At 69.4% G+C, this 25,567-nt stretch carries 22 protein-coding genes and 1 tRNA gene; 14 read left to right on the forward strand and 9 right to left on the reverse strand.

The features are described 5' to 3' along the window. Positions 1-83: 83 nt before the first annotated feature. Positions 84-422, reverse strand: coding sequence for an antibiotic biosynthesis monooxygenase family protein (locus LMU33_RS18005; RefSeq protein ID WP_228621408.1), 339 nt, complete (start codon positions 420-422; stop codon positions 84-86). 158 nt (positions 423-580) lie between these two features. Here LMU33_RS18005 and LMU33_RS18010 point away from each other — a divergent pair, with 158 nt between their 5' ends. Then, the gene (locus tag LMU33_RS18010) at positions 581-1,666 is read left to right on the forward strand and encodes a Yip1 family protein (RefSeq protein WP_228621409.1); all 1,086 of its coding nucleotides are present in this window, start codon (positions 581-583) and stop codon (positions 1,664-1,666) included. A gap of 268 nt (positions 1,667-1,934) precedes the next feature. Here LMU33_RS18010 and LMU33_RS18015 read toward each other — a convergent pair whose 3' ends face one another. Then, entirely contained in the window at positions 1,935-2,444 is a 510-nt protein-coding gene (locus tag LMU33_RS18015; protein ID WP_228621410.1) for a phosphoribosyltransferase, read from the reverse strand. 14 nt (positions 2,445-2,458) lie between these two features. After that, positions 2,459-3,034: a dCTP deaminase gene (dcd, locus tag LMU33_RS18020; RefSeq protein ID WP_055705140.1), complete on the reverse strand. Its 576-nt coding sequence runs from the start codon at positions 3,032-3,034 to the stop codon at positions 2,459-2,461. Positions 3,035-3,621: 587 nt separating this feature from the next. On the opposite strand from dcd, the gene LMU33_RS18025 reads away from it, so the two are divergent. Next, positions 3,622-3,695 (forward strand) — tRNA-Gly (locus tag LMU33_RS18025). A gap of 380 nt (positions 3,696-4,075) precedes the next feature. On the opposite strand, the gene LMU33_RS18030 is transcribed toward LMU33_RS18025, so the two are convergent. Further along, the gene (locus LMU33_RS18030; RefSeq protein ID WP_228621411.1) at positions 4,076-4,984 is read right to left on the reverse strand and encodes a serine/threonine-protein kinase; all 909 of its coding nucleotides are present in this window, start codon (positions 4,982-4,984) and stop codon (positions 4,076-4,078) included. Positions 4,985-5,101: 117 nt separating this feature from the next. Between LMU33_RS18030 and LMU33_RS18035 the strand changes: the two genes are divergently transcribed. From LMU33_RS18035 to LMU33_RS18050, 4 genes are all read left to right on the forward strand, one after another. Beyond that, positions 5,102-5,647: an RNA polymerase sigma factor gene (locus LMU33_RS18035; protein WP_228621412.1), complete on the forward strand. Its 546-nt coding sequence runs from the start codon at positions 5,102-5,104 to the stop codon at positions 5,645-5,647. A gap of 61 nt (positions 5,648-5,708) precedes the next feature. Further along, the gene (locus LMU33_RS18040; protein WP_228621413.1) at positions 5,709-6,455 is read left to right on the forward strand and encodes a hypothetical protein; all 747 of its coding nucleotides are present in this window, start codon (positions 5,709-5,711) and stop codon (positions 6,453-6,455) included. Positions 6,456-6,592: 137 nt separating this feature from the next. Next, complete coding sequence (locus tag LMU33_RS18045; protein WP_228621414.1) at positions 6,593-7,288, forward strand: hypothetical protein; 696 nt, start codon at positions 6,593-6,595, stop codon at positions 7,286-7,288. Positions 7,289-8,303: 1,015 nt separating this feature from the next. Continuing rightward, positions 8,304-9,572 (forward strand): S53 family peptidase, encoded by a 1,269-nt coding sequence (locus tag LMU33_RS18050; RefSeq protein WP_228621415.1) that lies wholly within the window; start codon positions 8,304-8,306, stop codon positions 9,570-9,572. Positions 9,573-9,707: 135 nt separating this feature from the next. Here LMU33_RS18050 and LMU33_RS18055 read toward each other — a convergent pair whose 3' ends face one another. Continuing rightward, the gene (locus LMU33_RS18055; protein ID WP_228621416.1) at positions 9,708-10,961 is read right to left on the reverse strand and encodes a serine/threonine-protein kinase; all 1,254 of its coding nucleotides are present in this window, start codon (positions 10,959-10,961) and stop codon (positions 9,708-9,710) included. 761 nt (positions 10,962-11,722) lie between these two features. Between LMU33_RS18055 and LMU33_RS18060 the strand changes: the two genes are divergently transcribed. Further along, on the forward strand, positions 11,723-12,067 hold the full coding sequence (locus tag LMU33_RS18060; protein WP_372477993.1) for a hypothetical protein: 345 nt from the start codon (positions 11,723-11,725) through the stop codon (positions 12,065-12,067). Positions 12,068-12,573: 506 nt separating this feature from the next. Here LMU33_RS18060 and LMU33_RS18065 read toward each other — a convergent pair. Both LMU33_RS18065 and LMU33_RS42310 read right to left on the reverse strand, forming a co-directional pair. After that, entirely contained in the window at positions 12,574-14,856 is a 2,283-nt protein-coding gene (locus tag LMU33_RS18065) for a peptidoglycan recognition protein family protein (protein WP_228621697.1), read from the reverse strand. A 335-nt stretch (positions 14,857-15,191) separates the two neighbouring features. Then, complete coding sequence (locus LMU33_RS42310) at positions 15,192-15,446, reverse strand: DUF8730 family Cys-rich protein (protein ID WP_504967695.1); 255 nt, start codon at positions 15,444-15,446, stop codon at positions 15,192-15,194. A gap of 941 nt (positions 15,447-16,387) precedes the next feature. Between LMU33_RS42310 and LMU33_RS18070 the strand changes: the two genes are divergently transcribed. After that, positions 16,388-17,044, forward strand: a complete 657-nt coding sequence (locus LMU33_RS18070) for a YeeE/YedE family protein (protein WP_228621417.1) — start codon at positions 16,388-16,390, stop codon at positions 17,042-17,044. After that, complete coding sequence (locus tag LMU33_RS18075) at positions 17,044-17,460, forward strand: YeeE/YedE thiosulfate transporter family protein (RefSeq protein WP_228621418.1); 417 nt, start codon at positions 17,044-17,046, stop codon at positions 17,458-17,460. The genes LMU33_RS18070 and LMU33_RS18075 overlap by 1 nt, the downstream gene beginning before the upstream one ends. 782 nt (positions 17,461-18,242) lie before the next feature. Here the strand turns inward: LMU33_RS18075 and LMU33_RS18080 are convergent. Next, positions 18,243-19,643, reverse strand: a complete 1,401-nt coding sequence (locus tag LMU33_RS18080) for a polysaccharide deacetylase family protein (protein WP_228621419.1) — start codon at positions 19,641-19,643, stop codon at positions 18,243-18,245. A gap of 814 nt (positions 19,644-20,457) precedes the next feature. Between LMU33_RS18080 and LMU33_RS18085 the strand changes: the two genes are divergently transcribed. The 3 genes from LMU33_RS18085 (at position 20,458) to LMU33_RS18095 (ending at position 23,361) form a co-directional block, all read left to right on the forward strand. Continuing rightward, on the forward strand, positions 20,458-21,717 hold the full coding sequence (locus LMU33_RS18085; protein ID WP_228621420.1) for a nucleotide sugar dehydrogenase: 1,260 nt from the start codon (positions 20,458-20,460) through the stop codon (positions 21,715-21,717). A 163-nt stretch (positions 21,718-21,880) separates the two neighbouring features. Continuing rightward, positions 21,881-22,054, forward strand: coding sequence for a hypothetical protein (locus LMU33_RS18090; RefSeq protein ID WP_228621421.1), 174 nt, complete (start codon positions 21,881-21,883; stop codon positions 22,052-22,054). Beyond that, entirely contained in the window at positions 22,051-23,361 is a 1,311-nt protein-coding gene (locus LMU33_RS18095; RefSeq protein WP_228621422.1) for a glycosyltransferase family 2 protein, read from the forward strand. Before LMU33_RS18090 ends, LMU33_RS18095 begins: the two co-directional genes overlap by 4 nt. Positions 23,362-23,484: 123 nt before the next feature. Here LMU33_RS18095 and LMU33_RS18100 read toward each other — a convergent pair whose 3' ends face one another. Then, positions 23,485-24,099 (reverse strand): TetR/AcrR family transcriptional regulator, encoded by a 615-nt coding sequence (locus LMU33_RS18100; protein ID WP_228621423.1) that lies wholly within the window; start codon positions 24,097-24,099, stop codon positions 23,485-23,487. 137 nt (positions 24,100-24,236) lie between these two features. Between LMU33_RS18100 and LMU33_RS18105 the strand changes: the two genes are divergently transcribed. Together LMU33_RS18105 and LMU33_RS18110 are read left to right on the forward strand one after the other, a co-directional pair. After that, positions 24,237-24,695: a cupin domain-containing protein gene (locus LMU33_RS18105; RefSeq protein ID WP_228621424.1), complete on the forward strand. Its 459-nt coding sequence runs from the start codon at positions 24,237-24,239 to the stop codon at positions 24,693-24,695. 50 nt (positions 24,696-24,745) lie between these two features. Then, positions 24,746-25,564: an alpha/beta fold hydrolase gene (locus LMU33_RS18110; protein ID WP_228621425.1), complete on the forward strand. Its 819-nt coding sequence runs from the start codon at positions 24,746-24,748 to the stop codon at positions 25,562-25,564. Positions 25,565-25,567: the final 3 nt, after the last annotated feature.

Below are 25,567 nucleotides of genomic sequence, written 5' to 3' on the forward strand. Positions count from 1 at the left end.
GACTACAGGTCACGGGCAGACCCCATGCACCGAGAGGACGCATGCCAACACGCCCTGCTGCCAATGCAGTTGCCGGCCAGCGGCTACGCCTCCTTCGGCCCCGCCTGCTGCACCACCTCGAAGGACCACAGGGTGGAGCCGGAGGCCGCGGGCTTCGGGCGCTCGGCGCCCTCGCCGCCGCCCTCGCCGCCGCCCTGGTGGGCGGCCTTCATCGGCCCCTCCAGCCACGCCTGGAAGGACTCGTCGTCACGCCAGCGCGTGTAGACGAGGTAGGTGTCGGTGCCCTCGACGGGACGCAGCAGCTCGAACCACTCGAAGCCGTCGGAGCTCTCCACCGCGTGGGCCCGGGAGGCGAACCGCTTCTCCAGCACCTCCCGCTGCTCGGCGGGCACGGTCAGCACATTGATCTTCACTACGCTCATGGCACCATCCTCGCCCACCACCACCGCGCTCCGCCGCCGCCCCGGGGTGTCGCGGCCTGTCGGACACACGCATGAACGCCGGGGCCCCCTGCCGGAGCGGGAAACCGGGGGAAATCCCTGAGCGCCCCCTGGTCGATTCGCTGACGGTCCCTTAGGGGATGTCACAGGTCGGCCGCAAAGCCGGGCCCGGACGCCCGGGCCCGGCATGTCACTCTCCGGGACCAGGTACGTTCGATGACGTGGCTGGATTCAGGATCGGACGCGGGGGCCGGGACAACCGCACCCCCCAAGGACAGCAGGCGCCGCAGGGACCGTCGTACGGCCGGCCCGGACCGCAGCACGGGCAGCCGGGACCGTCGTACGGGCAGCCCGCGGGGCCCGCGTACGGCTACCCGCAGGCACCGCAGCGGCCGTACCCGCAGCAGTCGTACCCGCCGCCCGGACAGCGGTCGTACCCGCAGCAGGGGCAGCAGCCGTACGGACGGCCGGGACAGTCCTACGGCTACCCCGGCCGGGGCGACGACGGGCCGGAGTACTTCGGGGACGACGACGGCCACCCGGGCGGCGGCGCTCCCGGTCCAGACCCGTACGCGGCCAACAACCCGGGCCACACCCAGGCGTTCTCGATCGACGAGGCCGCCGGTTACACGCACGGCGCGACCTACCAGGCCGGCTCGACCGCGGCGCCCGCCGCCCCGCTGGGCCCGCGGCTGCACTGGAAGGAACTGCTGAAGGGGATCGTCCTCTCCCCCGACCAGACGTTCCTGCGCATGCGCGACTACACGATGTGGGCCCCGGCGCTCATCACCACCTTCCTGTACGGCCTGCTGGCCGTCTTCGGCTTCGACAACGCCCGCAAGGACGCCATCGGCGCCACGCTCGCCAACGCGGTGCCGATCGTGCTGATCACGGCGGTCGTGATGGTGCTCGGCCTGTTCGTCCTGGGCGTGGTCACCCACACCCTGGCCCGTCAGCTCGGCGGCGACGGCGCCTGGCAGCCGACGGTCGGCCTGTCCATGCTGATCACGGCCCTCACGGACGCGCCACGACTGCTGGTCGCCATGTTCTTCGGCGGCGACGCGACCTTCGTCCAGCTGCTCGGCTGGGCCACCTGGATCGGCGCGGGCGCCCTGTTGACCCTGATGGTCTCCCGCTCCCACGACCTGCCCTGGCCGCGGGCGCTGGGGGCGTCGGCGATCCAGCTGATCGCGCTGCTGTCGATCGTGAAGCTGGGCACGTTCTAGCCTTCCGCTTCACCACGGGCGGCTCGACACTCCGGACTGATGTGACTCGATGACCCACGGACCGGGACGGAGAAGGCGCAGCCGCAGGGCACTGACCGCCGGTCGCCGGTGCAGTGCTTCTCGTCCGGGGCGGCGCGTCGGCGAAGGCTCGTCGTGCCGCCCTCGGCGACCGAGTGCCGCTCCTGTCCCTACGGGTTCACCTCGTCCCACCGCGCCGCGTCCTGGCGCTCCCCGCGGCGTACAGGGCGCGAAGTGAATCGGGGCCGGCCTACAGGGCCTCCTTGTTCGGCTTGGCAGCCTCCCCCGACCTGCTCACCGGAGGCAGGACACTCCACGGGAAGTTGATCCAGTCGTCGGTCCGCTTCCAGACGTACTCGCACTTCACCAGGGAGTGGGACTTCTCATAGATCACCGCGGAGCGCACCTCGGCGACGGTGTCGAGGCAGAAGTCGCGCACGAGCTTCAGCGTCTTGCCGGTGTCGGCGACGTCGTCGGTGATCAGCACCTTCTTGTCGGAGAAGTCGATCACATTGGGGACGGGCGCCAGCATGACGGGCATTTCCAGGGTGGTCCCCACGCCGGTGTAGAACTCCACGTTCACGAGGTGGATGTTCTTGCAGTCGAGGGCGTACGCGAGGCCGCCCGCGACGAACACCCCGCCCCGGGCGATGCTGAGCACGATGTCGGGCTCGTACCCGTCGTCGGCGATGGTCTGCGCGAGCTCGCGGACCGCGGCGCCGAACCGCTCGTAGGTCAGATTCTCCCGAACGTCACTCATGTTTGTGGCTGACCTCACACCTGGGTCCGGTGGAAATTGACGTAGGACCGCGAGGCGGTGGGCCCGCGCTGCCCCTGGTACCGGGAGCCGTAGCGCTCGCTGCCGTACGGGAACTCGGCGGGCGAGCTGAGCCGGAACATGCACAGCTGGCCGATCTTCATCCCGGGCCAGAGCTTGATCGGCAGGGTGGCGAGGTTGGACAGCTCAAGGGTGACGTGCCCGCTGAAGCCGGGGTCGATGAACCCGGCGGTGGAGTGCGTGACGAGGCCGAGCCGCCCGAGCGAGCTCTTCCCCTCGAGACGGGAGGCGAGGTCATCGGGCAGGCTGATGACCTCGTACGTGGAGGCGAGCACGAACTCCCCGGGGTGCAGGATGAACGGCTCGTCGCCCTCCGGCTCGACCAGCCGGGTCAGATCGGGCTGCTCGACCGAGGGGTCGATGTGCGGGTACCGGTGGTTCTCGAACACCCGGAAGTAACGGTCCAGCCGAACATCGACGCTCGACGGCTGCACCATGGATTCGTCGTAGGGATCGATCCGTACCCGCCCGGCGTCGATCTCGGCCCGGATGTCCTTGTCTGAGAGAAGCACGTAGCGAGGATACGCAAGGCGCGCGGAGCCGTGACAATCGTGACGACTCCGCGCGCCTGTGTTACCGCTGGCGTGTCTGTTGCAGCTGGCCGTCTGTGTTAGCCCTGCTGTCCCTCGTTACCGCTGGTGCCTCTGGTACCGCTGCTGCGCTACCGCTTCTCCAGGGCGACCGGCACCACACTGCGGAGCCGGGCGCACCGGGGGCACCTCATGAGCCGGCCGGGGCCGAGCCGATCGGCCTGCTGCATCGGGAACGAAGCGGCGCTGAAGACGTGCCCGTCCGCACAGCGGACGACGGTGCGTTCCATCAAGTCCCTTAAGTCCCTTCCCCAAGAGCCTCGTCGGGCTTCCCACCCTGACGACAAAAGCCACATTACGGGATCAAAGACACGACTCTCCAGGCGGCACTCCGGCCTCGCCCGAGCCCTCCGCGAGGCCTCCACGGTACGCCCCAACTCGCCCCACGCGCAGCCGGATCCCACCCCTGAAACAGACTCAGACCCCCGGGCCCGAGCACCAGGGGTCTGCGATGATGTAGAGTGAGCAAGGTCCGGACATCGACCCCGCGAGGATCATGTCCGAGTTACGCGGGTGTAGTTTAATGGTAGAACATCAGCTTCCCAAGCTGAGAGCGCGAGTTCGATTCTCGTCACCCGCTCCAGAGAGAAACCCCAGGTCAGTGGCCTGGGGTTTTGTTGTCCCCTTGGCGGGCCGAGTCGCGACGGGCCCACCGGGGGTCCTGACCCAGTGAGCCGGGGCTCCCTTCGCCCCGGCTTCCGGACGTGGCGGTCGGCCGCCGTGTTCGAGTACTCGTTGTCGTGATCCAGGCCGTACGGCCAGAAGCGCCCGGCTCCGACGGCTCGACCATGACCGGCCGGCTCTCCCGTGTCGGGTACGAGTACAGGTCGGCGGGCGAGAACGGAGATCCGCAAGCGGGTGGACTCGTCACCGGTACGTCGCCAGTGCAGTGCGCCCGCTCGCCCAGCAGTGCACGCTCGCGAACAGGCGGCACCTTCCGTATGGGACGCGGTACCCGCAAGTTCAGCGGAACAACCAGGTCAGCACCGTTGTCATCAGGAACACGACGACCGCCGCGAGCCAGACCATCAGGCGCGTCGGCCCCGAAGACCTGACCGACGCCCGCTCCTCTCCCTCCCGTGACAGCAGCGCATCCGCGAACGCCTGCGCGGTCTGCGGTCGTTCGTCAGGTTCAACGGACAGCGCAGCGCGAAGCAGTGTTTCGATGCCGTCCGGAACCCCCAGCTCCCTGGGAAGGGTCGGCAACGACGTCGTCGACGCCTGCTGCGTCACAAGGACTGTGCGACCGCCCGACCCGAACGGCTTGCGTCCGGTCAACAACTCGAACGCGACGACACCGAGGGCGTACACATCGGCTCGACCGTCGAACCCGCCCGTCTGGAAGGCCTGTTCGGGCGCCATGTACGCGGGAGTGCCGGTGGTGACCGTCAGCCCCGACGCATCGGCCAGTTGCTTCGCGCTGCCGAGGTCCGCGACAAGTACGGCGGCAGGCGTGCGGCCGGTGTCGAGCAGGAGGTTCGACGGCTTGATGTCGCGGTGGATGACGCCCGCGTCATGGAGCACCTGAACTGCGTACCCGGCCTCGGCCGCGAGCCGGAGCGCCTCCGCGGGCCGGCAGTGCCCTGTCTTCTCGGCCAGCGTGCCGCCTCGGACGTAGTCCATGACGAAGTACGGCCGGTCGTCCTGGACGCCGACGTCGTGAACGCGCACGACACGTGGGCTGGAGATCCTGCGGAGCAGCCTCGCCTCCGCCAGGAAGCGCTGTCGTACATCGGCGTTCGACGCCCAGTTGTCGGCCAGCACCTTGACCGCGACATCGGTGTCGAGCTCGGGGTCGTATGCCTTCCAGACAGTGGCGAACGAACCGGCTCCCAGCCTGTCCTCAAGGAGATAACGACCTAGCTTCTGCATGTGGCAACATTTTTCCCGGGGCGATGTGGCGGATGTGGCGGATGTGGCCGGCTGTAGTCGGGAACTTCCGTGCGACCCAGTGGGGTCCAGGTCGGACGATAGCGGGGGGACAGCAGGGTGCTCGAGGAGGATGAGCTGACGCAGCTCGTGGCGTCTGCCCAGGCAGGTGACCGGGCGTCCCTGGACCGCCTCCTCGTCAGGCTTCGGCCCACCGTGATGCGCCGCTGCTCCCGGTTTCTTCCGCACCACGCCGACGCCGAAGAGGCGGCGCAGGACGCCCTGTTGTCCATCAGCACCCATCTGCACGAGTACACCGGGCGAGGCTCGTTCCTCGGCTGGGTGACAGTGATCGCCTCGAACGCCGCCAGGTCCACGTATCGCTCGATGCGCCGACGCGCGGAGGACAGCCATGCCATCGTTCCCGACGGTGTCGATCCACGGACGACGAGCGTCATCGCGGGGACCCGCCTGGACCTGATGGAGTCGCTGGCCGCACTGGAGGAGCGGCACCCGGCACTGGTGGAGTCCTTCGTGCTCCGCGATCTCGGAGACCTGACCTATCTTCAGGTCGCCGAGATCACCGGCGCTCCTTTGGGCACGGTCAAGGACCGCATCCATCAGGCCCGTCGCTTCATGCGGGACCGCCTCGGCGGTGGCCTCTGAGACGCCCCGGCCTCCCGCTCTCACCTGGCATCAGCTCGACCGCTGGCCGGGAGGTGCTGCCGTGCGTCCTCGGACGATCGTCGTCATCCTGGCGGTAGCCGTCGGACTCGGCCTGTTGACCGGCCGGTTCGTCCTGCCCGCGCCCTCTGCTCCGGCCACCCCGAAGGTGACGCCAGGCGCTGCGGCGTCCTCGCCGGGCAACGGCTCTCCGACGCCGAGGCCCGCGAGCGGACCCATGACGAACCGGCACTTGCTGACAGCGGCCGAGTTCCGGAAGGTGGGTCTCTCCAAGCGCATCTACGTGCGGGACCGCGTCGGAGACGGCAACTACGCCAACGCGACCTGCACCGGCGAGAAGACCCTCGGTGAGACGCTGGGAGCGTACGACGCGCACTTCCGCGGCTTGGTGACGAGCAAGGACACGGGCCACGGCGACCCTACCGAGGCGGCGAACATCGACGATCAGGTCGCACGCGAAGTCGCCGACGACGCCGGAAGCCGCGCACTGGCTCAGAACTTTGCGGAACGCCTGCTGCTGGAGGAAGTGCCGTGCCAGAGCGAGCCCGCCACCCACTGGATCTACGGGCCGACGCACACGATCGACGTCGCTGCGGACATCACCGCGAGTTGGATGGGTGTGTACGGCGGCGACCTGAACACCACAGGGACCGCGCCACGAGGCAAGGAGCCGTGTGGAGGCGTCGCCATACTCCGCAACGGCTCGCACTACGGGGTCCTGGAGATTGATGCCTGTCTGGACACGGCAGCGATGACGCGGATCGTCCGTGCGGCCGTGACACGGCTCTGAGACCGCCCCCGCCCCACCAGTGGACGTGACGGGGGTCACATTGATCGCGGTAGGTCGCTATCCAACATCTCCCGCACCTCCGGCATCTCCCAGATGTACGACGACGCCAACCGCGTCGCGACCAGACAGGAGATGAGATGTTCGACAACCAGGCAGCCCGCAGGAAGTTCGCGCGTCGCGGTCGTACCGCAGGAACAGCCGCCTGTGTCGGTGCCGCCCTGATAGCGGTCGGCATCGGCGCGCTTCCCGCCGCCGGCGCGGACACGAGTTCTGCGAGCCGGTCGGCGACCGCCCTTGCCGCCGCTCCTGCCGCACCCGGCCTCGGCTCCGCCGGCCTGATGCAGAGTGACGACTTCTTCCAGCAGGGCCTGGCCCCGGTCCGCGCGACGGTGGACCTGACCGGGAAGCAAGCTCTCTCGGCATGCTCCGGCGAGAAGACGATGCGAGAGCTGACCAAGGGGAAGGCCGCCGCCTATGCCGACGTGACCTGGACCTTCGACACCAAAGACACCTCGCTGACCGAATCCGTCGCGGACGGTACCACCGACACATCGGCGGCCTCGTACGAGAAGCAGCTCGACAAGCTGGTGCGCGGCTGCCAGGACGAGCCGCGTGGTCACTGGCACTACGGCAAGGGGCACACGATCACCGTCAAAGCCGGCGAGGGAAGTTGGTACCCGGCCTTCAGCGGCGACGGCAAGGTTGCCGGCGGCGTCGCGGTGATCCGCAGCGGCCACAGGTTCGGCATCGTCGAACTCACCGGTCAGCCCAGCGACGACCCCGGCTACATGGAGGGCATCACCGCCGGTGCCGTCAACCGGCTGGCCGACTGATCCGGTCCGGGCGGTCCCGGGAGCTGTTCGCGTGGGTGCTGCCCCCGTCCTGGGACCGTCCGGGCCGGCTGATGAACGTCCGGTCGGGGTTCGGGAACCGGTGGCGTCGGACGGCGGTCACGGGCCGCCGAAGCCGTGTTCCGAGAGGTCGAACCAGTTGCCTTCCGGGTCCATGGCCCCCCGGCCGGTACTCGGCGAGGGGCGGTCGGTGAAGCCTTCGGCCGGTTTCGGAATGCCGGCGGCCACCAGGCCTCGGAGGTGGCCCCCGCGTCCTCGATGTGGACGCCGAAGCGGTTTCATGCCGACCGGGGTGTGACCGTCGAGCTGGTGCTTGAGCCGGGGCGGCACGGGCTGGCGACGGCCTACCCGCATGGAAGCCACAGGCCCTCGGTCAGGGATGGGCAGACGGCCTCGGCGGCCTCACCCGCGCCTACGGAGTCGACGTCGAACGACAGCCGGTGGCCGAGCCCACCCGGACCAGGTATCTGCGCTGGTCAGGGCCCACGGAACCCGTCCAGGCGTCGTCGCTTCCCGACCTGAGAGCGCAAGTTCGGTTCTCGTCACCCGCTCCACGATGAAACCCCAGGTCAGTGGCCTGGGGTTTGTTGTTTCGATCATCGACGTACCCGGACTGCACCTGCTCCGGGTCGGCGACGGCTCGGACGGCACCCGTCGGGCCCGTGCTGTACGACGCGCCCCACCACAATCGTGCATTCCGCGCCGTCCGGCTCGGCAGTCCAGTCCGTGTCCGGCGTCATCACCGGCGGTTCACTCGCTCACCGCGGCAGCCCCACAACACCTGCATTGGCATGGCCTTGACCGGCGGAAGACGGCGGCCGCATGGTGAAACCATCCGGCCCGCAGCTGTCCTGACATGCCGTCTGTCAAGGCTGCTTTTCGTCATGTGGCCCTTCCGAACCGCCCGAAACCGCACGGAGGCTTGATGCACCGACGCGAGATACCCTCCGGATCCCCGGTGATCCACCACCACCGACCGAGACGGCGGGTGCGGCGGATGGCAGCTGCCCTCACCGCGATGCTCATCTTCACCGTCACCGGCCTCACCATCGGTCTGGCCACCGGTGTCCAGGCCGCCACGCTCTCGTCCGCCCCGCGCACGTCCGCGTCCGCGGGGGCGACGGGCTTCGGCTGCTTCCATCCCCTGCAAGCCGGACAAGCCCGCTGTTTCGGCGTCATGAAGGCCCACCGCACCGCCTCGGGCCGCATGTCACCGTTCACCACCGGATCCCCGACCACAATGGGGTACGTGCCGTCCGATCTGCGTTCCGCCTACAAACTGGGCGGTACCTCGGGATCCGGTCGAACGGTGGCGATCGTCGACGCCATGGACGACCCGAACGCCGAGTCCGACCTGGCCGCTTACCGCCGCGCCTACGGTCTGCCGTCGTGCACCCGCGCCAACGGCTGTTTCCGCAAGGTGAACCAGAGCGGGCAGGCATCGCCGCTGCCCGCCGGTGACTACGGATGGTCCGAGGAGATCAGCCTCGACCTCGACATGGTCTCGGCGACATGCCCCGGCTGCCACATCCTCCTGGTCGAGGCGAAGTCGGCGAACGTATCGGATCTCATGAGGGCCGAGGACACCGCCGCCACCACTTCGGGCGTCGTCTCGGTCTCCGACAGCTGGGGTGGGTCCGAGGACAACACCGTCACCTCCTTCGACTCGCACTTCAACCACCCCGGCGTCGCGATCACAGCGAGCTCGGGTGACTCCGGTTACGGCGTCTCCTGGCCGGCGTCCTCCCGGTACGTCACTGCCGTGGGCGGCACCTCGCTGAGCAGGGCGTCCAACGCGCGTGGCTGGACGGAGACGGCCTGGAGCGGGGCGGGCTCGGGCTGCTCGGCGTACGAGGCCAAGCCGTCCTGGCAGCATGACTCCGGATGCGCCAAGCGCACGGTCGCCGATGTGGCTGCGGTCGCCGACCCCAACACCGGGGTGGCGGTCTACGACTCGTACAACAGCTGCGGCGGCGGGTTGTTGTGCGACACCGAGCTTCAACTCGGTGTCGCACAGGGTGCCGACGGATGGGTCGAAGTCGGCGGCACCAGCGTCTCGTCGCCGATCATCGCGAGCGTCTACGCACTGGCCGGAAACACCTCTCAGGTCGTCGGCGGCTCGTATCCGTACAGCCACACCTCGGCGCTCAACAACGTCACCTCGGGCAGCAACGGCTCCTGCGGCGGCAGTTACCTGTGCACCGCACGTCCGGGATACGACGGGCCGACCGGCCTCGGCACGCCCAACGGCACCGGCGCCTTCTGACGACGGCGCTCCCTGACCGGCAAGGGCTGGGCTCGCGTCGCACTACTGCGGTGCGAGCCCAGCCCTTGCCTCGTCTCGGCCCTCCAGCCGGCCCCTCTGGCTGCCCCACGGCTGTATACGGCGTCTGTCAGCCGCTCAGTCGCCGGAGTGCCGTTGCCGTCCTTTTCCTGCTTTCCCGTCGTCGTGCTTGCCTGACCACTCGCCGCCCTCGTCGCCACCGTGCGCCGGCCCGGGCGACGTCCCGGCGGACAAAGGGGCAGGCGATGGCGTCGTGGCCGGGGTCCGACCGGCGGGCGCTGATCCGATGCGAGTGGGTGAGGGAGCGGCCGGAGGCGTAGGCGCCGTGGCATGGGAATTCAGCGAGGCTCCCAGGGCCGTAGCCCCGGCGAACAGCGCGAGGCCGACGCCGGCGAGAACGGCTTTGGATGCCAGTGTGCGGCGACCGCTCGGGCGGGAGTGCGTGCCGGCGCGGGATTCACCGGCGTGCGGGACCGGAGGCGGTGGAATGGCCGGGGCGGGCATGAGGGTGGTGCCGGCGTGCTCGGCCGGTCGCGGTGTCCCGTTCTGCGCGGCGAGCCAGCCCGCTGCCTGCTCTGCGGTGGGCCGGTGGGCCGGGTCCTTCGCGAGCATGTGCAGCACGTAGTCGGAGAGCGGCTGCGGGATGTCGGGGCGCAGGCGGTCGGGGGGTGCCGGTGTGGCACTGACGTGCTGCTGGACCACGGCCAGTGACGTGGCTGCGCTGAACGGAGGCCGCCCGGTGAGCAGTTCGTACAGGACGCAGCCGAGGGAGTAGACGTCGGACGCGGGCTGCGCGGGACGGCCCAGCGCGCGTTCCGGAGCGAGGTAGTCGGCGGTGCCGATGATCTTGCCTGTGGCGGTCAGGCCGCTGGCGGCCGCCTCGGCGAAGCGTGCGATGCCGAAGTCGGTGATCTTCACCGTGCGGTCGGTGGTCAGCATGACGTTGGCGGGTTTGACGTCCCGGTGGACCACTCCCTCCTGGTGTGCCGCGGCGAGGCCGGCGGCCGCCTGGGCCGTGATGGCCGCCGCCTCGGCCGGGGGCAGGGCGCCGCGCAGGGAGCGTTCCTGGGCCAGGTTCCAGCCGTCGACGAGTTCCATGACCAGGTGGGGCTGGTCATGGTGCGCGCCGAAGTCGTACATGCCGACGACGTTGGGGTGGTTGAGCCGGGCCGCGATCTGTGCCTCCAGGCGGAAACGCTCGGCGTCTTCCGCCTCCTCGGCACGCAGCAGTTTGACCGCCACGGGCCGCCCGAGGAGGTGGTCGCGGGCCCGCCACACCTCGCCCATCGCGCCGCGTCCCAGCAGCTCCTGCAACTCATAGCGGTCCGCCAGCAGACCCTGCACACCCACCCCGATCATCGCGTTGCTCATAGTTCCCCCGGCCCAGTAGGTGCGGCTTGCGGGCATTCGGGTCCCGGTTGCCCGGGCCGACACACACTCCCTGTCGCACCGGAAGCCTTCGTGGGGGAATGCGCATGGGGCAGGCAGACGTGGGGGATTCACCTGCCTGCCCCTCGTTGCGCGACCACCCGCTCGGAACAGGGGGCGAGCAGGTGCCACGAGGCCCCCTGGGTCCCTGGGCCCACTCCTACAGCGCACCGGAGTGACGGGCCGTCACACCCTGGAGCGCCCAACGCCACACGGCTCTCCGCTCCGGGAGAGCAGGGGCAGGCCCGGCACGGGGGGAACCGGACCTGCCCCAGCACGTCGGCGCCTGCAAAGCCTCCCCCCGGAGGATGGGCGCCATGACCCCGTCCGGGGTCACTTCCAACAGCGCGCCACAGGTCAGGAGCGTCACGGGGGAACGGAAACGGTTGCGGGACCGACAACTATGTGAAGGAACGCCCTGGCCTCCTTCATAATCCGGTCACGCATTACGCGAATACCGGCGGTCAGGGACTGCGGCACCACGCAATCACACTTCTCCATTCCGTCCGGAAAATTGCCATGGCATGTGAACATGCAGGTAAGTGCCCCTATAGGCAGCCATATTCGGGACATCACAGACCCCGGTGTAACGCTGCACTGCGTGCGGAACGCAGAAGTGGGGAGAAGCGGGGTACCGGCCGACTAAATCCGGGTGCCCTGGCGCGAGCGCGCAGATACGGCACCACGTCAGATCGGATATTCCTGTGAGAAACATCGACCCGGTCCAGGCATACAACGACCGGCCGGACCCGGACCGCTCTGTGCACCGTCAGGCCACCACACGGCGTACGGCCGTCACCATCTGCACGATCGCCGACATCGCGGCGGGACTGCTGGGCCTGTGGATCCTGCTGTTCCTGCTCGACGCGAACCGCGCGAATGTGTTCGTCGAATTCGTACGGGGCACGGCGGGCTGGCTGTCCTGGTGGGCACAGGACATCTTCACGATGGACACAGAGGGGCTACGCGTCGTCCTCAATTACGGTCTCCCGGCCGTCATCTACTTGCTGATCGGTCACGGGATCGCTGCCCGGCTCAACCGAGCCTGACAGTGGACCGGCCTCTTTATTGATCGCCATGAAAGTGGGCCGACCATGACATACAGCTCCACTGGAAAAGATCACACTCCGATCTATGAGGACCTGATACGCGAGCGGGGTGACGTCGTCGCCGAAGCTCAACTCGCCGCGGAACACACACAGCGCCAGGCAGCGCAATTGCTGACTGCACGGGATGCGGGTCAGCAAGCCCGTCATTGGGACGACGGCACACGAGCCGCCGCGGCCGGTCAGCCAGCCACAGCGGCTCGTCCCTGGCGATGACGAACGCCGGACCGGCCGCCACGGCCCACCGGGACCGCGCGGCCTCCGTCCACCGGGTCCGGGACGGCACCTACCGCGTTTCCCTCACGCCCCGCCACCGCATCCGAGGCTGGGCTGCCGTCGTCAGCAGGTCCCGGCCTCTCGCATCGCAAGGGGCCCTTGTCCCGCCTGGCTGACCGGGCGGGACAAGGGCCCCTGTGCCGTACACCCCCGATCCGACGGGGGGTCGGGGGTTACTTGATGTAGACGAGGCCGTCGGTGGTGACGGTGGGGCGGCCGCTGGTGCCGACCACGACGATCTTGACGGTGTGCTGGGCGCTGCTGGACCAGGTCTTCGTCCAGATCGCCTGCCGGTAGAGGGTGGTGGAGGACTTCAGGTCGAGGGTGCTGACCTTGACGCCGTCGACGTAGACGTACGCCTGGCCGGAGCTGGAGGCCCGGGAGACCACCCAGGAGGCGGAGCGGCCGGTGAAGGTCCAGGTGAGGCTCGCGCCCTTGGAGCCGCTGGAGTACGACTTCCCGCCGAGGTAGCTGGTGGAGGAACGGGTCGTCCAGCTGCCGGACTTCACCGCCGAGGTCTCCTGCAGGATCACCGGGGTGTAGGAGGGGGAGGAGGTGCGGTAGTTGCCGGCGTAGTCGTAGGCCCGCATCGACCAGGTGGCGGCGGTGCCGGACGCGGCCGTGCGGCTGGAGCTGGTGGTGGTCGGGCCGAAGGTGGCCGTGGCCGGCGACAGCAGCTTCACGCTCTGCAGCGCCGCGTTGTCGGCGGCCTTCCAGCCGAGCGTGACCGGGACCGCGCTGGTGTTGACCGTGCCGGTGCGCAGCGAGAGGTTCGGCGTGGTGGTGAACGTCGGCGCGGTCGTCTCCGCCACCACGTTCACCGCGGCGCTGGTGGTGGTCTTGCCGGACTGGTGGACGGCGCGCACGGCGACGGTGTGGCTGCCGAGGGCCAGGGTGGTGCCGACGGAGGTGGCGGTGCCGGCGACGGACGTCACGGCCTTGCCGTCGACCAGCAGCTCGAACTTGGAGATGAGCGAACCGGGCGTGGTGGTCGTCCAGTTCAGGGTGACGGCGCCCTTGGTGTAGTACGTCGAGCCGGACAGGCCCGCGCCGCCGACCGAGGCCACCTTCAGGCCCTGCACCGGGCCGGCCGCCCAGGCACGGATGGTGGGCAGCTGGGCGTACAGGGAGTCGCCCGGACACTGGGTGTTGTAGCCGTCGCGGTGGCCGGAGATCCGCTGGAACGTGTACGCGGTGCCGGCGGTGAAGCCGGTGCCGAAGTAGTTCTGCTGGCTGGCACCGGCGTTGAGCTGCACCGTGCCGGCCGGGTCGGCGCCGTACTGGCCGAGCTTCCAGGCGGCCACGCGGGCGATGGAGGCCAGCGCGGCGTCGGAGGCGCTGGTGGAGGTGTACTCGCCGAGCACCGCGATGCCGGCGGACTCCCGGTTCCAGCCGTAGGTGTGGGCGCCGAGCACGGGCAGGTCGACGCCGCCCTTGCGGCCCTCGAAGACGGTGCCGCACTTGTCGACGAGGAAGTTGTAGCCGATGTCGTTCCAGCCGTTGACCTGCGTGTGGTACGCGTAGATGCCGCGCACGATCGAGGCCGAGTCGGCGCAGGAGTAGTCGTTGGCCCCGTCGGTGTGGTGGACGAAGACGGCCTTGACGTCGGCGTTGTACTCCGACGGGTCGGGGCTGAGCGATTCGTCGGCGCCCCAGTCGGCGCGCGAGGTGATCGGCGGCCGGGGCACGGTGGACGGCGGCGCGGACGGCGTGGTGACCGACGGGCTCGGGGACGCGCTCGTCGAAGCCGAGGGGGACCCGGAGGCGGACGCCGAGTCGGTGGGCGTCGCCGTGGTCATGGTGTCGGTGGCAGCCGGGGACGTGGGATCGGTCGGCGCGGGGGACGTGCCGGTCTGGCCGTCCGTCGGCGTCACCGTCGTACCGTCGGTGGGTGCCGTGGAATCGGTGGGCGTGGCCGCTGGGCTGCTCGCATCGGCGACGAACGCCGCCGGCTCGGTCGCCTTGGCCTCGGCGTCGGTCACCACGCCCGGGTCGACCAGGTTGACCTGGAGTCCCTTGGGCAGCGCGCCCGTGGTGCCGTCCTTGTGGACCACCTGGACCTGGACGCCGTCGGAGGGACCGACCCACAGCGGCTCGGACGCGCCGCGCATCCCGGCCTTGGGGTCCTCCGGCGGGTCGAGGTTCACTTCGAGGTCGTGCCAGGCGCTCCACGCACCGCTGTCCAGATTGCGCGTGCGCACCTGTGCCGTGCCGTCGAGCCGCTTGACGGCCCCCGTCCAGGAGACGCCCACCAGGGAGAACTGCTGCGTCTGCGTGCGGGGCAGCTCTCGCTTGCCGCCCGTGGTCCCCTTGAGCGCGAGGTCGTAGACCTTCACGGGCCGCTTGGCCCGGCCCGCCGCACCAGGTCCGCCGGAAGGGCTGGCGACCGCGTACGTCACCACGCCGCCACCTCCCAGGACCACGGCACCGAGCGTCAGCCACGCCCGTCGTTTCAGGCTCAGCGGTCTGTACGCATGCGACGTACGACGACTCACGACGTATCCACCCCATCAGAAGGCCGGCAAAGGCTGCAGAGAAAAGTCACCGTGAGGCACACCCATCACACAGGTGGCCCATACATACAGCGCGCCCCGACCGACGAACATCACGGGGAACACAGGCCGCAGTGACGTAGATCACTGGGATTGCGGTGCGCGGACTTCACTTGGCCATCGCTTCCTGAGCGGCAAGCCCACACGGAACTTGCCCCGCTTTGCCGGACAGCATCGGTGAGCGCGAGTTCGATTCTCCGCGCCCGTCCAGCGAGCGCAGCGCCCTGCCTCCGCTCACTTCATGCTGGACTTTTCATCCACGCGATGAGCCGGCTCCACCAGCCGTCCGGTGCGCGTCGCACCGTCCCGCCCGGGCGCCCCTGCTCCGGCCCCGTTCGAGTCACCGGCCCCCCTGTGCGTACAGGCTTGCACTCCGCCGACTCGCACATGCACCGCTGAGCTCTTGGTACGCCGCCGAGCACTTGCTCCACGTGTCTGCCGCAGCCCTCGTAGGTCACCTTCCGGCATGACTGACAGACAGCGCGTCGGCACATGATTCCCCTTCATCAACGCCCTCATTGACGACCCAGTAATATCAACAGTTTCATCACAGCCGAATTCACGATTTCGCCACAACCGACGCCCACACGTGCACCGTCTCCACGAATAGCCGCATCTCGCCCGCACAAGGGCCGGCCATGGGGTCGCGTCACACCATAAGTATCGCGTGGCATACCTCACTTGGCGATGTCAAGCGCTGACGGCCGGAATTCCGCTGAGGTTGCCCGGAACACCGAAACAGTGGTTCCATCTCGCCCGGTCGAGAAATGGAGGAACTCTTCCGCGTTGTAACAGGCCGTCACCGCGTCCATTCGAGATCGTCGACCCGGGCGCGGCGAGGGCAGGAGACCGAGAACGGCAACCGCCCTCAGGGAACGGGTGGTGTGCGCCGGTCAGAAGGGAGCAACGTGAGTTGCTCGCACGCCGCTGGATGCCCCCTTTTCCCCTTGCTCAGGGCCAGTTTGCAAGGTTGGCGCGACTACTACTGCGACAGCGAGGATCGATGGCTCGGCTGTGCGCGCTACCAGGTGTCACTCACCGGCGAGCGTGTGCCGATCAGCCTGCTGCCCAACGGAGCCCGCGCGCGACACCTTGAAGACGCGGCCCCCGGCCCGGACCGGTCCGGTGCCGCCGGCCCGGAAGAGGAACCCCAGCAGGCCCCTCCGCCACAACACAATCCCTGGCCGCCGGAGAACGCGTCCTGGTCGCAGCCGGCACCGGCTCGGCCACCAGAGCTGTCAGAACCTGTGACCGCGGCACCGGAGACGGCTCAGTTCGGGGCGGCATCTCCGACGATTCCGGTCTCGCATTACCGGCCGTCACCATCCCCGCCGTTTCCCCGGCCTCCGGACCGCCCATCTCGACACGCGGGGCAAGGGCCCGGCTCGAAGCGCGGCTGGTGGGCTCGATTCACCGAATGGATGGGAGGCCCCGCATGAGCGGCTACTGGCCCTGGTGGGCCGGCGCTGCCGGGCTCGCTCTGATCACCATCAACTACGCCCTCACCACGGACCGGTCTTTCGGGGTGTCGTCCGCGTGGGACCGCGTGTTGCACTGGCGCAGGGAGCGCCGCCTGGAGCGGATGGACGAGGAGTTCACCGACGAGCGCGCTCTCGCCGACGCTCTCGCCGCGGCTACGGCGGAGCACTTCGGCCCGGGCCCCGCCGCGCCCACCGTGCCGCCGGTTCCGTACGGGACGTCACAACCGCTCGAAACGGACGCCGAAGCGACGGTGAGTGAGGACACCCCGGTCACGAGCCCGGGCCCCGCCCCGCTGGTCACCCAGGCTGCCCTGTTGGTCTCGATCTTCTTCGGCGGACTGATCGCCGCGGTCGCCTCCGGGCGGTTCCACCTCCGCTTCGACATGGGCCCGGGATTCCGGAACGTGGTGACCGCAAATCCGGCCACCATGACCGTCCTGCTGTTCGCCGGAGGCGTGTTGGTCGGCTTCGGTACGCGGCTGGCCGGTGGGTGCAGCTCCGGCCACGGACTCAACGGCTGCGGCCGTCTACGCCCGGTCAGCCTCGTCGCGACCGCCGTGTTCTTCGGCACCGCCGTCGCGGTGTCGTTCCTGCTGTGGAAGGTGATCTGATGCGCACTCGGGGCGCGATACTGCTGGCCAACATCATCACCGGCCTCACCCTCGGCTTTACCGTCTCCAACATCGGCTTCGGCGACTACACGGAGCTGAACCGCATGTTCACCTTCCAGGACCTGCGCATGCTCCTCTCCTTCGCCGGTGCCGTCGTGATCATCGTGTGCGCATTCGCTCTGCTACGCGTCCGCCGCACCCCGGGGCGCATCCACGCCGGCGTGATCCCCGGCGCAGTGCTGTTCGGTACCGGCTGGGCGATCTCCGGGGGATGCCCGGCCATCCCGATCGTCCAGGTCGCCAGCGGATACCTGCCCGCCCTGGTCACCATCGTCGGCGTCACCGTCGGGATCCGGTTGTGCCGCTGGGCCAACGCCCGCTACTTCCACCTCGACCGCGGCTCCTGCGGGCTGTGACCACCGCCGCCCCGCCGCCGCGGCGCTCCAGGCCCAGCAGTCCGCGCCGGCGGACCGACCGGACGAGGACGGCGCCCACCAGGACGAGGGCCGCGGCGGCGGCGGAGAGCAGGGCCGCGTTGCCGCCGGTGTGGGCCAGGGTCCCGCCGCCTCCGGTGGAGCCCCGCCGCTGACCTTGGTGCCGACGTCCTCGGAACCGCGGGAGGCCCTGCCTCCCGAACCGCCGCCCGTGGTGGACGAGTTGGGTTGAACGGCCGAGTCGGTGGGACTCGCCGTGTCCGTGGGCGTGGCGGTGCCGGTCGGCGACGCGGTGCCCGTCGGGCTCGCGGTGGCACAGGCCCAGGTTGTGCCGGCACTCCCGGTGCCGCTGATAGGTCCGCGAGCGCGTAGCGGACGTACGGCCGGTCCTCGCCACGGCTGGTTCACCGCGGCCTGACACGCGGCCAGGCTCTCGAACGTGGCGGCGCATCGGCCGAGTTCACCGTTGTTGGCGCCGATCAACCGCCGGCCGACGGGTCTGGACCCGCCGTCCGGTCTGGCATGTCTCTGTTAGCTGAGCGACGGGGCCATGCCAATTTCCTCCGTCGGCACATACAGAAAGCGCCTGGCGCACCTGAGAGTCACCGGCTGTGGGGTGTCTGTGCGCACGGTCGTGCGAAGGCCGAACGGAGCGAAGACGAACGGGAAATACTTGGGAATCCAACGTGACAACGATCAAGCGGTGGTCACGCTGTGCCCCGATATCCGGGCGCCGGGACAGAGGCGGCCCGCCTCGGGGCGCGTCACGTGTGGTACTCGATCACCTCACCGACGGTCGCGACGGGGATGTGCCGGTCCGAGATCGCCTTCATCAGTGCCGCCAGGCCGCTCTGGCTGATCTCGGTGCTGCTGCGCGGCCGCCCGGCGACGACCCGGTGCAGACACAGGATGAGCCAGTCGCCGTTGGTGGCGCAGCGGTCGAGTCTGCCGCCCGGGCTCGTCAGCCGGGACAGAACCGTGCCGCCGATGCCGTTGCCGTCGGTGATGCCCGTCAGCGCCTTCAAGCGGTACGGCATGGCCGGTGCGAAGGACTCGGTCGTCTCCGAGATGATCGACCGGGCCGTGGTGAAGTGCCTGGCGGCCAAGAGATCCACCGGTACCCCGTCCTTGGTCTTCCCGAAGGCGCCGTGCGGGTAGGCGAAGTGCTCGCTGGTGAAGCCGTTCGACACCAGCCACTCGCGCATCCTGCGGAAGTCGTCGTCGACCTGCTGGGCGGTCAGCGCGCCGTAGCCCGCCGCATGAGCACTCGTCGCGTACGCGTGCCCGGCCATCTCCCATCCCGAGTGGTCCTGCAGCGACCGCATCCTGCCGATCGTCAGGGAGCCGCCGGCACCGATGGCGTCCGCGATGTTGTAACTCGTGCCCGGGAACCCGTAGGGGTCCATCACCGGCCGCGCCAGATCGTGCACCGAGCCGTGCGAGTCGTCGAAGGTGACGGAGACGACTCCCTTGGGGAAGACGGACGTGGTGTCGGGGACCAGTTCCACTGCCCGCAACCAGTACGTCACCGGCCCCCCGGCGTTGTCGTACACGGCGAACGACATGTCGGTGAAGCCGGCCTTGGGGGAAGGCACCCCCGTCGGGCCGATCGAGCAGGTCCCGGCTGCCGAGGTGACGTCGGCCCACTGCAGGTGGACCGTCACCCACTCCCCCGACTGCACGTAGTTGGCCGCCGTCGCGGAGTGCGTGTGGAACTGCCAGACGAAGTGGTTGGCGAACGAGTCGGTGCCCACGTAGAAGGCGAGCCTGGCCAGCCGGGTGGTGTCTTCGACACGGAAGGTCAGGCGGATCATCCTGCCGGTGAGGTCCAGCCCGGTCATGCCGGTCCTGCGGACGTACGACTGCCTGCCGCTGCCGTCGGTGGTCACTCGCACCGACTGGTTTCCGCGGGCGAGATCCGCGCTGTCGCCGAGGTCGCTGGACACGGTGCCGGCTCCGGCGGCCGTCCACCCGTGACCCCGCTGGAGCTGCTGCGACCACACGGCACGGCGGTACCGCGGGCGGCGCCCGGAAGGGGCGTGGGCCGGCGTCGCGGCGCCGTTGAGCGCGGTGGCGCCCCCCAGCACTGCGCCCCCTGCCACGACCAGGCCGGACGCTCCGGCAAGGCGCAGGACCGACCTTCGGTCGAAAGACGGTGCGCTCACGACGTGCCCCCTGTACGCATTTGTGCCCCCGGCGCTGCTCAGCCGATCCGGTCGCGTGCTCACCGCTCGCCCCGATTCCCCGTCCTCCGGGATGTGACCGCGCCTCCTGGCACAGCGTCGCGCAGCCGGCCCCGGCTTCGTGGCGACTTTCGAAGATGACTGCTCGACAGCCGGCAGCACGACCTCGGGCGGTGGTACATGGGCGCACGCAACGGCGCGCGGCCACTGCCCGTGCTTCAGCTCACGGGTAGTGATATGGGAACACCGCTTCCGTTTGAGGGACACAACTTGAAACCCTGACCAAGCACGAACGGGAAGAAATCGTGAAGATCAACCGACGGGCCGGGACTGGGCCCGCACCGGTGGATCGCGGGCCCTTGCCGGTGCCGGGCAACTCCAGACCGGGCATCCGTCGAAGGCCTCACGGTGGATCACCGTGCATGTGGGGCGACTTGGCGACCTGCCGGGTGCCCGCACAGACCTCAGAGGCGATTCACAGGTATCGGCTCGGCAAAGAGGGTTCCACGCCGGAGCGGCCTACTGAACCCTTAAGGTCCACATATAGGGGGGAATTGTGAAGATCATCTCGCGGTACCGGACACGAGGTCCCCAGACCCGCGATTGAGATGGCGGTGCATCGAGAGCAGCGACCGCAGTGGCCCGACGGGGGGCTCCGGCCGAGTCGCTGACACACCGCGGTTCATGCAGTACCCGACGCCGCGGTTGCCTGCCTCAGGAACAGGCAGCCGCACTTCAGGGGCGCCGTTTTCCGGTCTGCGCTCGTTCGCGGACCGGCTCAAGGGGAGGAACCACCATGCACATCTGTGTGCTCGGGCAGGGCTATGTCGGCCTGCCCTTAGCCCTCAGTGCCGCCGAGGCCGGACACGTCGTGACCGGCTACGAACCCGATCGGGAGCGTTGCGACAAGCTGGTTTCCGGCATGTCGTACGTCGAGGACATCCCGTCGGACCGACTCAAGGCGGTGCTGAGTTCGGGCGCCTACCGGCCCGGCTCGGATCCGAAGGGCCTCAAGGGCTTCGACGTCGCGGTCATCACCGTGCCGACGCCCCTGACCGACAGAGCCCCGGACCTCACCTGCGTGCGTGAGGCCGGGCGGACACTGGCGATGTGGCTGGAGCCGGGCGCCACCGTGGTGCTGGAGTCCACCACGCACCCCGGCACCACCCGCGACGTGCTCATACCCCTGCTGGAGGAGGGCTCCGGCCTCATCGCAGGACGGGACTTCCATGTCGGGTTCAGTCCCGAGCGCATCGATCCCGGCAACGCCGACTGGCGCCTGGAGAACACACCCAAGATCGTCGCGGGTCTCACCGACGCCTGCCTGCACCGTGTGAAGACCTTCTACGACTCGGTCACCGACGTCACCGTGCCCGCCTCCGGGCTCGAAGAGGCGGAGCTGGCCAAGGTGTTCGAGAACACCTACCGGCACGTCAACATCGCCCTGGTCAACGAGCTCTCACGCATGGCCCACACGCTGGGAGTCGACGTGTGGCACACCCTGGAGCTGGCAGCGACCAAGCCGTTCGGCTTCACCAAGTTCCTGCCCGGTCCGGGTGTCGGCGGGCACTGCCTGCCCATCGACCCCGTGTACCTCAGCCACCACGTCAAGGCACGGCACGGGCAGACCTTCCGGCTCATCGAACTGGCCCAGGACATCAACGAGAGCCAGCCCGACTACGTCGTCCGGCGTCTGCAGGACGCCCTCAGCAGCCGCTTCCGCCGCAGCGTGCACGGAGCACGCATTCTGGCGCTCGGCGCGGCCTACAAGCCGGGGACGTCGGACGCCCGGCAGTCGCCGGCCGTGCAGGTCATCGACCGGCTGCGTGCCATGGGAGCCGAAGTCGTCGTCGTCGATCCCCATCTGCCCGACGGCAGTTGCCGGCACATTCCCTTCGCCGGGGCAGCGAGCGGCGAGAGCGTCGCCGACTTCGACGCCGTCGTGCTGCTCACGCCGCACGCCGAGTTCGACCTCGCCCAGCTCGCCGACGAGGCCGCCTACGTGCTCGACACCCGTGGGGCCATGGCACCCGCGCCGCACGTCGAGCGGCTCTGACTCACCCGTAGAACAGCCGCCTGGGCAAGCGACGGCCGGCAGGCGCCGTCGGGACACCCGAAGCACGGACGACACCCGGCACGGATCCCCTTCCACTCGCAGTGGACGTCTCCTGCCCGCCCGATGCCCACGGCGCGTTCGACACCCCGACAAGGACAGAAGCATGTACGGACACAACGGTGCGGGTGCCGCGATCGGCACCGCAGCAGGAGGAGCAGCACTGGCCGCCACCGGCGGCACGGGGCTGGGATGGATCGTGCTGGGAGCGATGCTCCTGGTCATCGGCGGGGCGGCGGTCTTCCGCCTGGCGACCCGCGGCAGGCGGGTGGCCGCTTGAGCACCTCATCACGGGCCAGGTTCACCGTGGTGACCGCTGTGGTGGCGGCGGCTCTCGCCGCTGCCACCGTGGTGGTCCACCTTCGGTCGAAGAGCCCGATCCTGACGTTCTACTGGTGGCTGGGCATGGTCGTGATCCTGCTCTGCCTGCTCTCGTTCCTCAAGGGCCGGTCCTTCGCTCACCTTCCGGTCGCTCCCGGCCGTACGGTAGCGATCATCCCGGCCTTCGAAGAACCCACGGAGAACCTGCACCGTACGGTGCGCTCACTCCTGGCGCAGACACACCCGGTCGACGAGATCCACGTGATCGACGACGGCTCCCGGCACCATCCCGTGCAGCCCTTCGACCACCCCCGGGTCTTCTGGCACCGGCAGGAGAACAAGGGCAAACGCGGGGCCCAGGTCACCGTGCTCCGCCATCTCCAGGCGGAGGGGAAGCACTTCGACTTCGTCCTCACCATCGACTCGGACGGCGAGCCTTTCCCCGACGCCCTGGAGCAGCAGCTGCGCGCCATGAGCAACCCGAAGATCCAGGCCACCACCGGAATGATCTACATCCGCAACTTCGAGGAGACCTGGGTCTCCCGGGCCGCGGACATCGACATCGGCACGTCCTGCGTGATGATGCGTTCCTCGCGCTCCATGCTCGGAGCCCTGGAGACGACGTCGGGAGCACTGGCCCTCTACCGGGCCGGGTTGCTCTACGACCACCTGGACGCCTACGAGGTCGAGTGCGGCACGGGTGACGACCGGTGGCTCGCGCTCAGGGCCCTCATGCGCGGTGAGGTCGTGGCCGTCAACGAGGCCGGCGTGGTCACCGACATGCCGACCACCCTCGGCAAGACGTACCGCCAGCGTCTGCGCTGGGCGCGGTCCTGGTGGTGGATGCTGCCGTTCGTGTACGCGCGGCTGTCCTTCAAGCAGCTCATATCGCCGACGTTCGGTCTGCTCCAGCTGGTCATCACCCCGATCATGCTGGCCTGGACCGTCGTCATGACGGTGCTGACCCTCGGCGGGCGCTACCACGATCCCGGCGTGGCCCTGGTGTACCTGGCGACGTACGTCGTCGTCCGGTACGGCCAGGCGGGTCTGTACGTGCTCATGCGGCCTGACCTGACCACACGCCAGCGCTGGCGCTCGTGGCTCGTCGGGACACCCGCGGCCGTGTTCATGAACATCGTGCTGCTGTGCCCCACCCGCTACTGGGCACTGTTCAAGCTCCGCGACAACGCCTGGCAGTCACGCGGGCTGACGGCCAGGACGGCCCTGCCGGGCGGACGCCACCGCACGACTCCGCGGACCTCGTAACGACAGCCGGCCCGGCGGGCCGTTCCCCGGCCGTTCGCCCGGGTCGGCGCCCAAACCGCCCGAGCCCCAGGTCAGTGGCCTGGGGCTCGGTCGTTGCCGGGAACGCTTCGGAGCTCTCCGTGCTCACCTTCGCGGGGTCGTCCGCCGTGCGGCTTCGGTCAGCGTGGTCGCCGTGTGTACCGCGCTGGCGATGGCGTCGTCGGGGGCGAGGCCGCACAGGTCGGTGAGGGAGAAGAGGGCCTCGGCGCTGACGACCACGGCGAGGTCCCGCTTGAGCTGGGCGAGGGCTTCCGGATCCGACACCCCCAGCGTCTCCTCCAGGGGCTGGAGCGCGAGATCGATCAAACCGAATCGGATACCCGGCCTGGCGGTCGCCGCCTCGGGGCGGGTGATGGTGGCCGCGATCATGGCGCGCACCGCTCCCTGCCGGAGGAGTACGCCGCGCAACAGGAACTCGCAGGCGAAGGCGACCCGTTCGACGGGGTCGGCGGAGTCCGCGACCGGTGCGAGCGCTTCGGCGGGGGGTGGCCAGGCGCCGGCCAGGGCCTCGCTGATCAGCGAGGGGAGGTCGGGGAAGTACCGGTAGGCGGTGGCCTCGGAAACGAGGGCCGCGCGCGCGATCGCGGGCATGGTCACGTCGCCGCCCGTGCCGATGAGCTCGCGGGCGGCTTCGACGATCGCCGTACGCGTGCGCCTCTTCTGATTGCTGCGGCCGGTGTCCGTCTGCGTCGTCGCCACCGGTACGTCCCCTTTCGTGTCCGTCCATCCACCGCGACCTTATCACTGACTGCTCTCGTAGTGAGAGTCCACTTGCATAACGAGACACCGCCCTCTAATCTCCTTCGTGAGAGCTGACTCTCACGAAGGAGATGACGATGACCGAGGTTTCCGTGGTCGGCCCGGACGACGGCGAGACGATCCGTCTGGGGCCGGCACAGATCCGCATCCTCGAGGACGGCAGCACCACCGGGCACCGTCTCGGCATCGGCGAGATCACCCTCGCCCCGCACGGCGAAGGACCCCCGCAGCACCGCCACGCCCAGCACGACGAGGGCTTCTACGTGGTCTCCGGCACCGTGCATTTCACCGTCGGGGAGACGACCCATGTCGCGCCGGCCGGCACCCTCGCGATGATCCCGCCCGGCGCCCCGCACACCTTCGCCAACCTCGGCGACGAGCCGGCGGTGATGCTCAACACCTTCACCCCCGACCTGTACGTGCAGTACTTCCGCGACCTGAGGGACATGATCGCCGGCGGCCGGGAACTGACCCCGCAGGCGACCGCCCAGGTGATGAGCCGGTACGCCACCGAACCGGCGACCGACTACGCGTGACGGCTCGCGTCAGCAACCCCCCTTCGCCGGACACCGACTTGGAGACTCACATGACCAGCACCGCCCGCACGATCACCCTCACCCTCGACTCCGGCGACGTCGACCTGAGCTTCACCGTCGACGAGCGGGGCGAGGGCCACCCCTTCCTGCTCCTGCACGGCGGCGGCGGCCCGCAGACCGTCACGGGGTTCGCCGCCCTCCTCGCCGGGCAGCGGCCGGCCCGGGTCATCACCCCCGTCCACCCCGGCTTCGGCGGCACCGCCCGGCCCGACTGGCTGACCGACGTGCCCGCCCTCGCCCAGGTCTACGTACGGCTGCTGGACGAGCTCGGCCTGGAGGACGTCACCGTCGTCGGCAACTCCATAGGCGGCTGGATCGCCGCCGAAATCGCCCTGCTCGGCAGTGACCGGATCAGCAGCGCCGTCCTCGTCAACGCCGCCGGCATCCAGGTCCCCGGCCACCCGGTCGCCGACCCCTTCACCCTGACGCCCGCCGAACTGTCCGCTCTCTCCTTCCACGACGTCGAGAAGTTCCGCGTCGACCCCAGCACGTTCTCCGACGAGCAGCGCGCCCTCGCGGCCGCCAACCGGGCGGCGCTGCAGGTCTATTCGGACCCGCACGCCATGGCCGACCCCACCCTGCGCGAGCGCCTGGCCAAGGTCGCGCTCCCGCTCCTCGTCGCGTGGGGCGAGAGCGACCAGGTCGTCGACGTCGAGTACGGACGTGCGTACGCCGCCGCCGTCCCCGGCGCCGCGTTCGAACTGCTCCCCCGCACCGGTCACATGCCCCAGATCGAAACCCCCGCGCAACTCCTGCCCGTGGTCTGGGACTTCGCCGACGCACACGCCACCCACCGGCCCACCGACTGAAGC

Source organism: Streptomyces barringtoniae (genome assembly GCF_020819595.1).
GTDB lineage: Bacteria > Actinomycetota > Actinomycetes > Streptomycetales > Streptomycetaceae > Streptomyces > Streptomyces barringtoniae.

Excerpts from the sequence above, each read along its gene's own strand:
- LMU33_RS18070 (WP_228621417.1), top strand. The coding sequence starts at position 16,388 with ATGAGCGGCTACTGGCCCTGGTGGGCCGGCGCTGCCGGGCTCGCTCTG.
- LMU33_RS18050 (WP_228621415.1), top strand. The coding sequence starts at position 8,304 with ATGGCAGCTGCCCTCACCGCGATGCTCATCTTCACCGTCACCGGCCTC.
- LMU33_RS18045 (WP_228621414.1), top strand. The coding sequence starts at position 6,593 with ATGTTCGACAACCAGGCAGCCCGCAGGAAGTTCGCGCGTCGCGGTCGT.
- LMU33_RS18030 (WP_228621411.1), bottom strand. The coding sequence starts at position 4,984 with ATGCAGAAGCTAGGTCGTTATCTCCTTGAGGACAGGCTGGGAGCCGGT.
- LMU33_RS42310 (WP_504967695.1), bottom strand. The coding sequence starts at position 15,446 with ATGTGCCGACGCGCTGTCTGTCAGTCATGCCGGAAGGTGACCTACGAG.
- LMU33_RS18085 (WP_228621420.1), top strand. The coding sequence starts at position 20,458 with ATGCACATCTGTGTGCTCGGGCAGGGCTATGTCGGCCTGCCCTTAGCC.
- LMU33_RS18075 (WP_228621418.1), top strand. The coding sequence starts at position 17,044 with ATGCGCACTCGGGGCGCGATACTGCTGGCCAACATCATCACCGGCCTC.
- LMU33_RS18015 (WP_228621410.1), bottom strand. The coding sequence starts at position 2,444 with ATGAGTGACGTTCGGGAGAATCTGACCTACGAGCGGTTCGGCGCCGCG.
- LMU33_RS18055 (WP_228621416.1), bottom strand. The coding sequence starts at position 10,961 with ATGAGCAACGCGATGATCGGGGTGGGTGTGCAGGGTCTGCTGGCGGAC.
- LMU33_RS18005 (WP_228621408.1), bottom strand. The coding sequence starts at position 422 with ATGAGCGTAGTGAAGATCAATGTGCTGACCGTGCCCGCCGAGCAGCGG.
- LMU33_RS18105 (WP_228621424.1), top strand. The coding sequence starts at position 24,237 with ATGACCGAGGTTTCCGTGGTCGGCCCGGACGACGGCGAGACGATCCGT.
- LMU33_RS18090 (WP_228621421.1), top strand. The coding sequence starts at position 21,881 with ATGTACGGACACAACGGTGCGGGTGCCGCGATCGGCACCGCAGCAGGA.
- LMU33_RS18010 (WP_228621409.1), top strand. The coding sequence starts at position 581 with ATGTCACAGGTCGGCCGCAAAGCCGGGCCCGGACGCCCGGGCCCGGCA.
- LMU33_RS18110 (WP_228621425.1), top strand. The coding sequence starts at position 24,746 with ATGACCAGCACCGCCCGCACGATCACCCTCACCCTCGACTCCGGCGAC.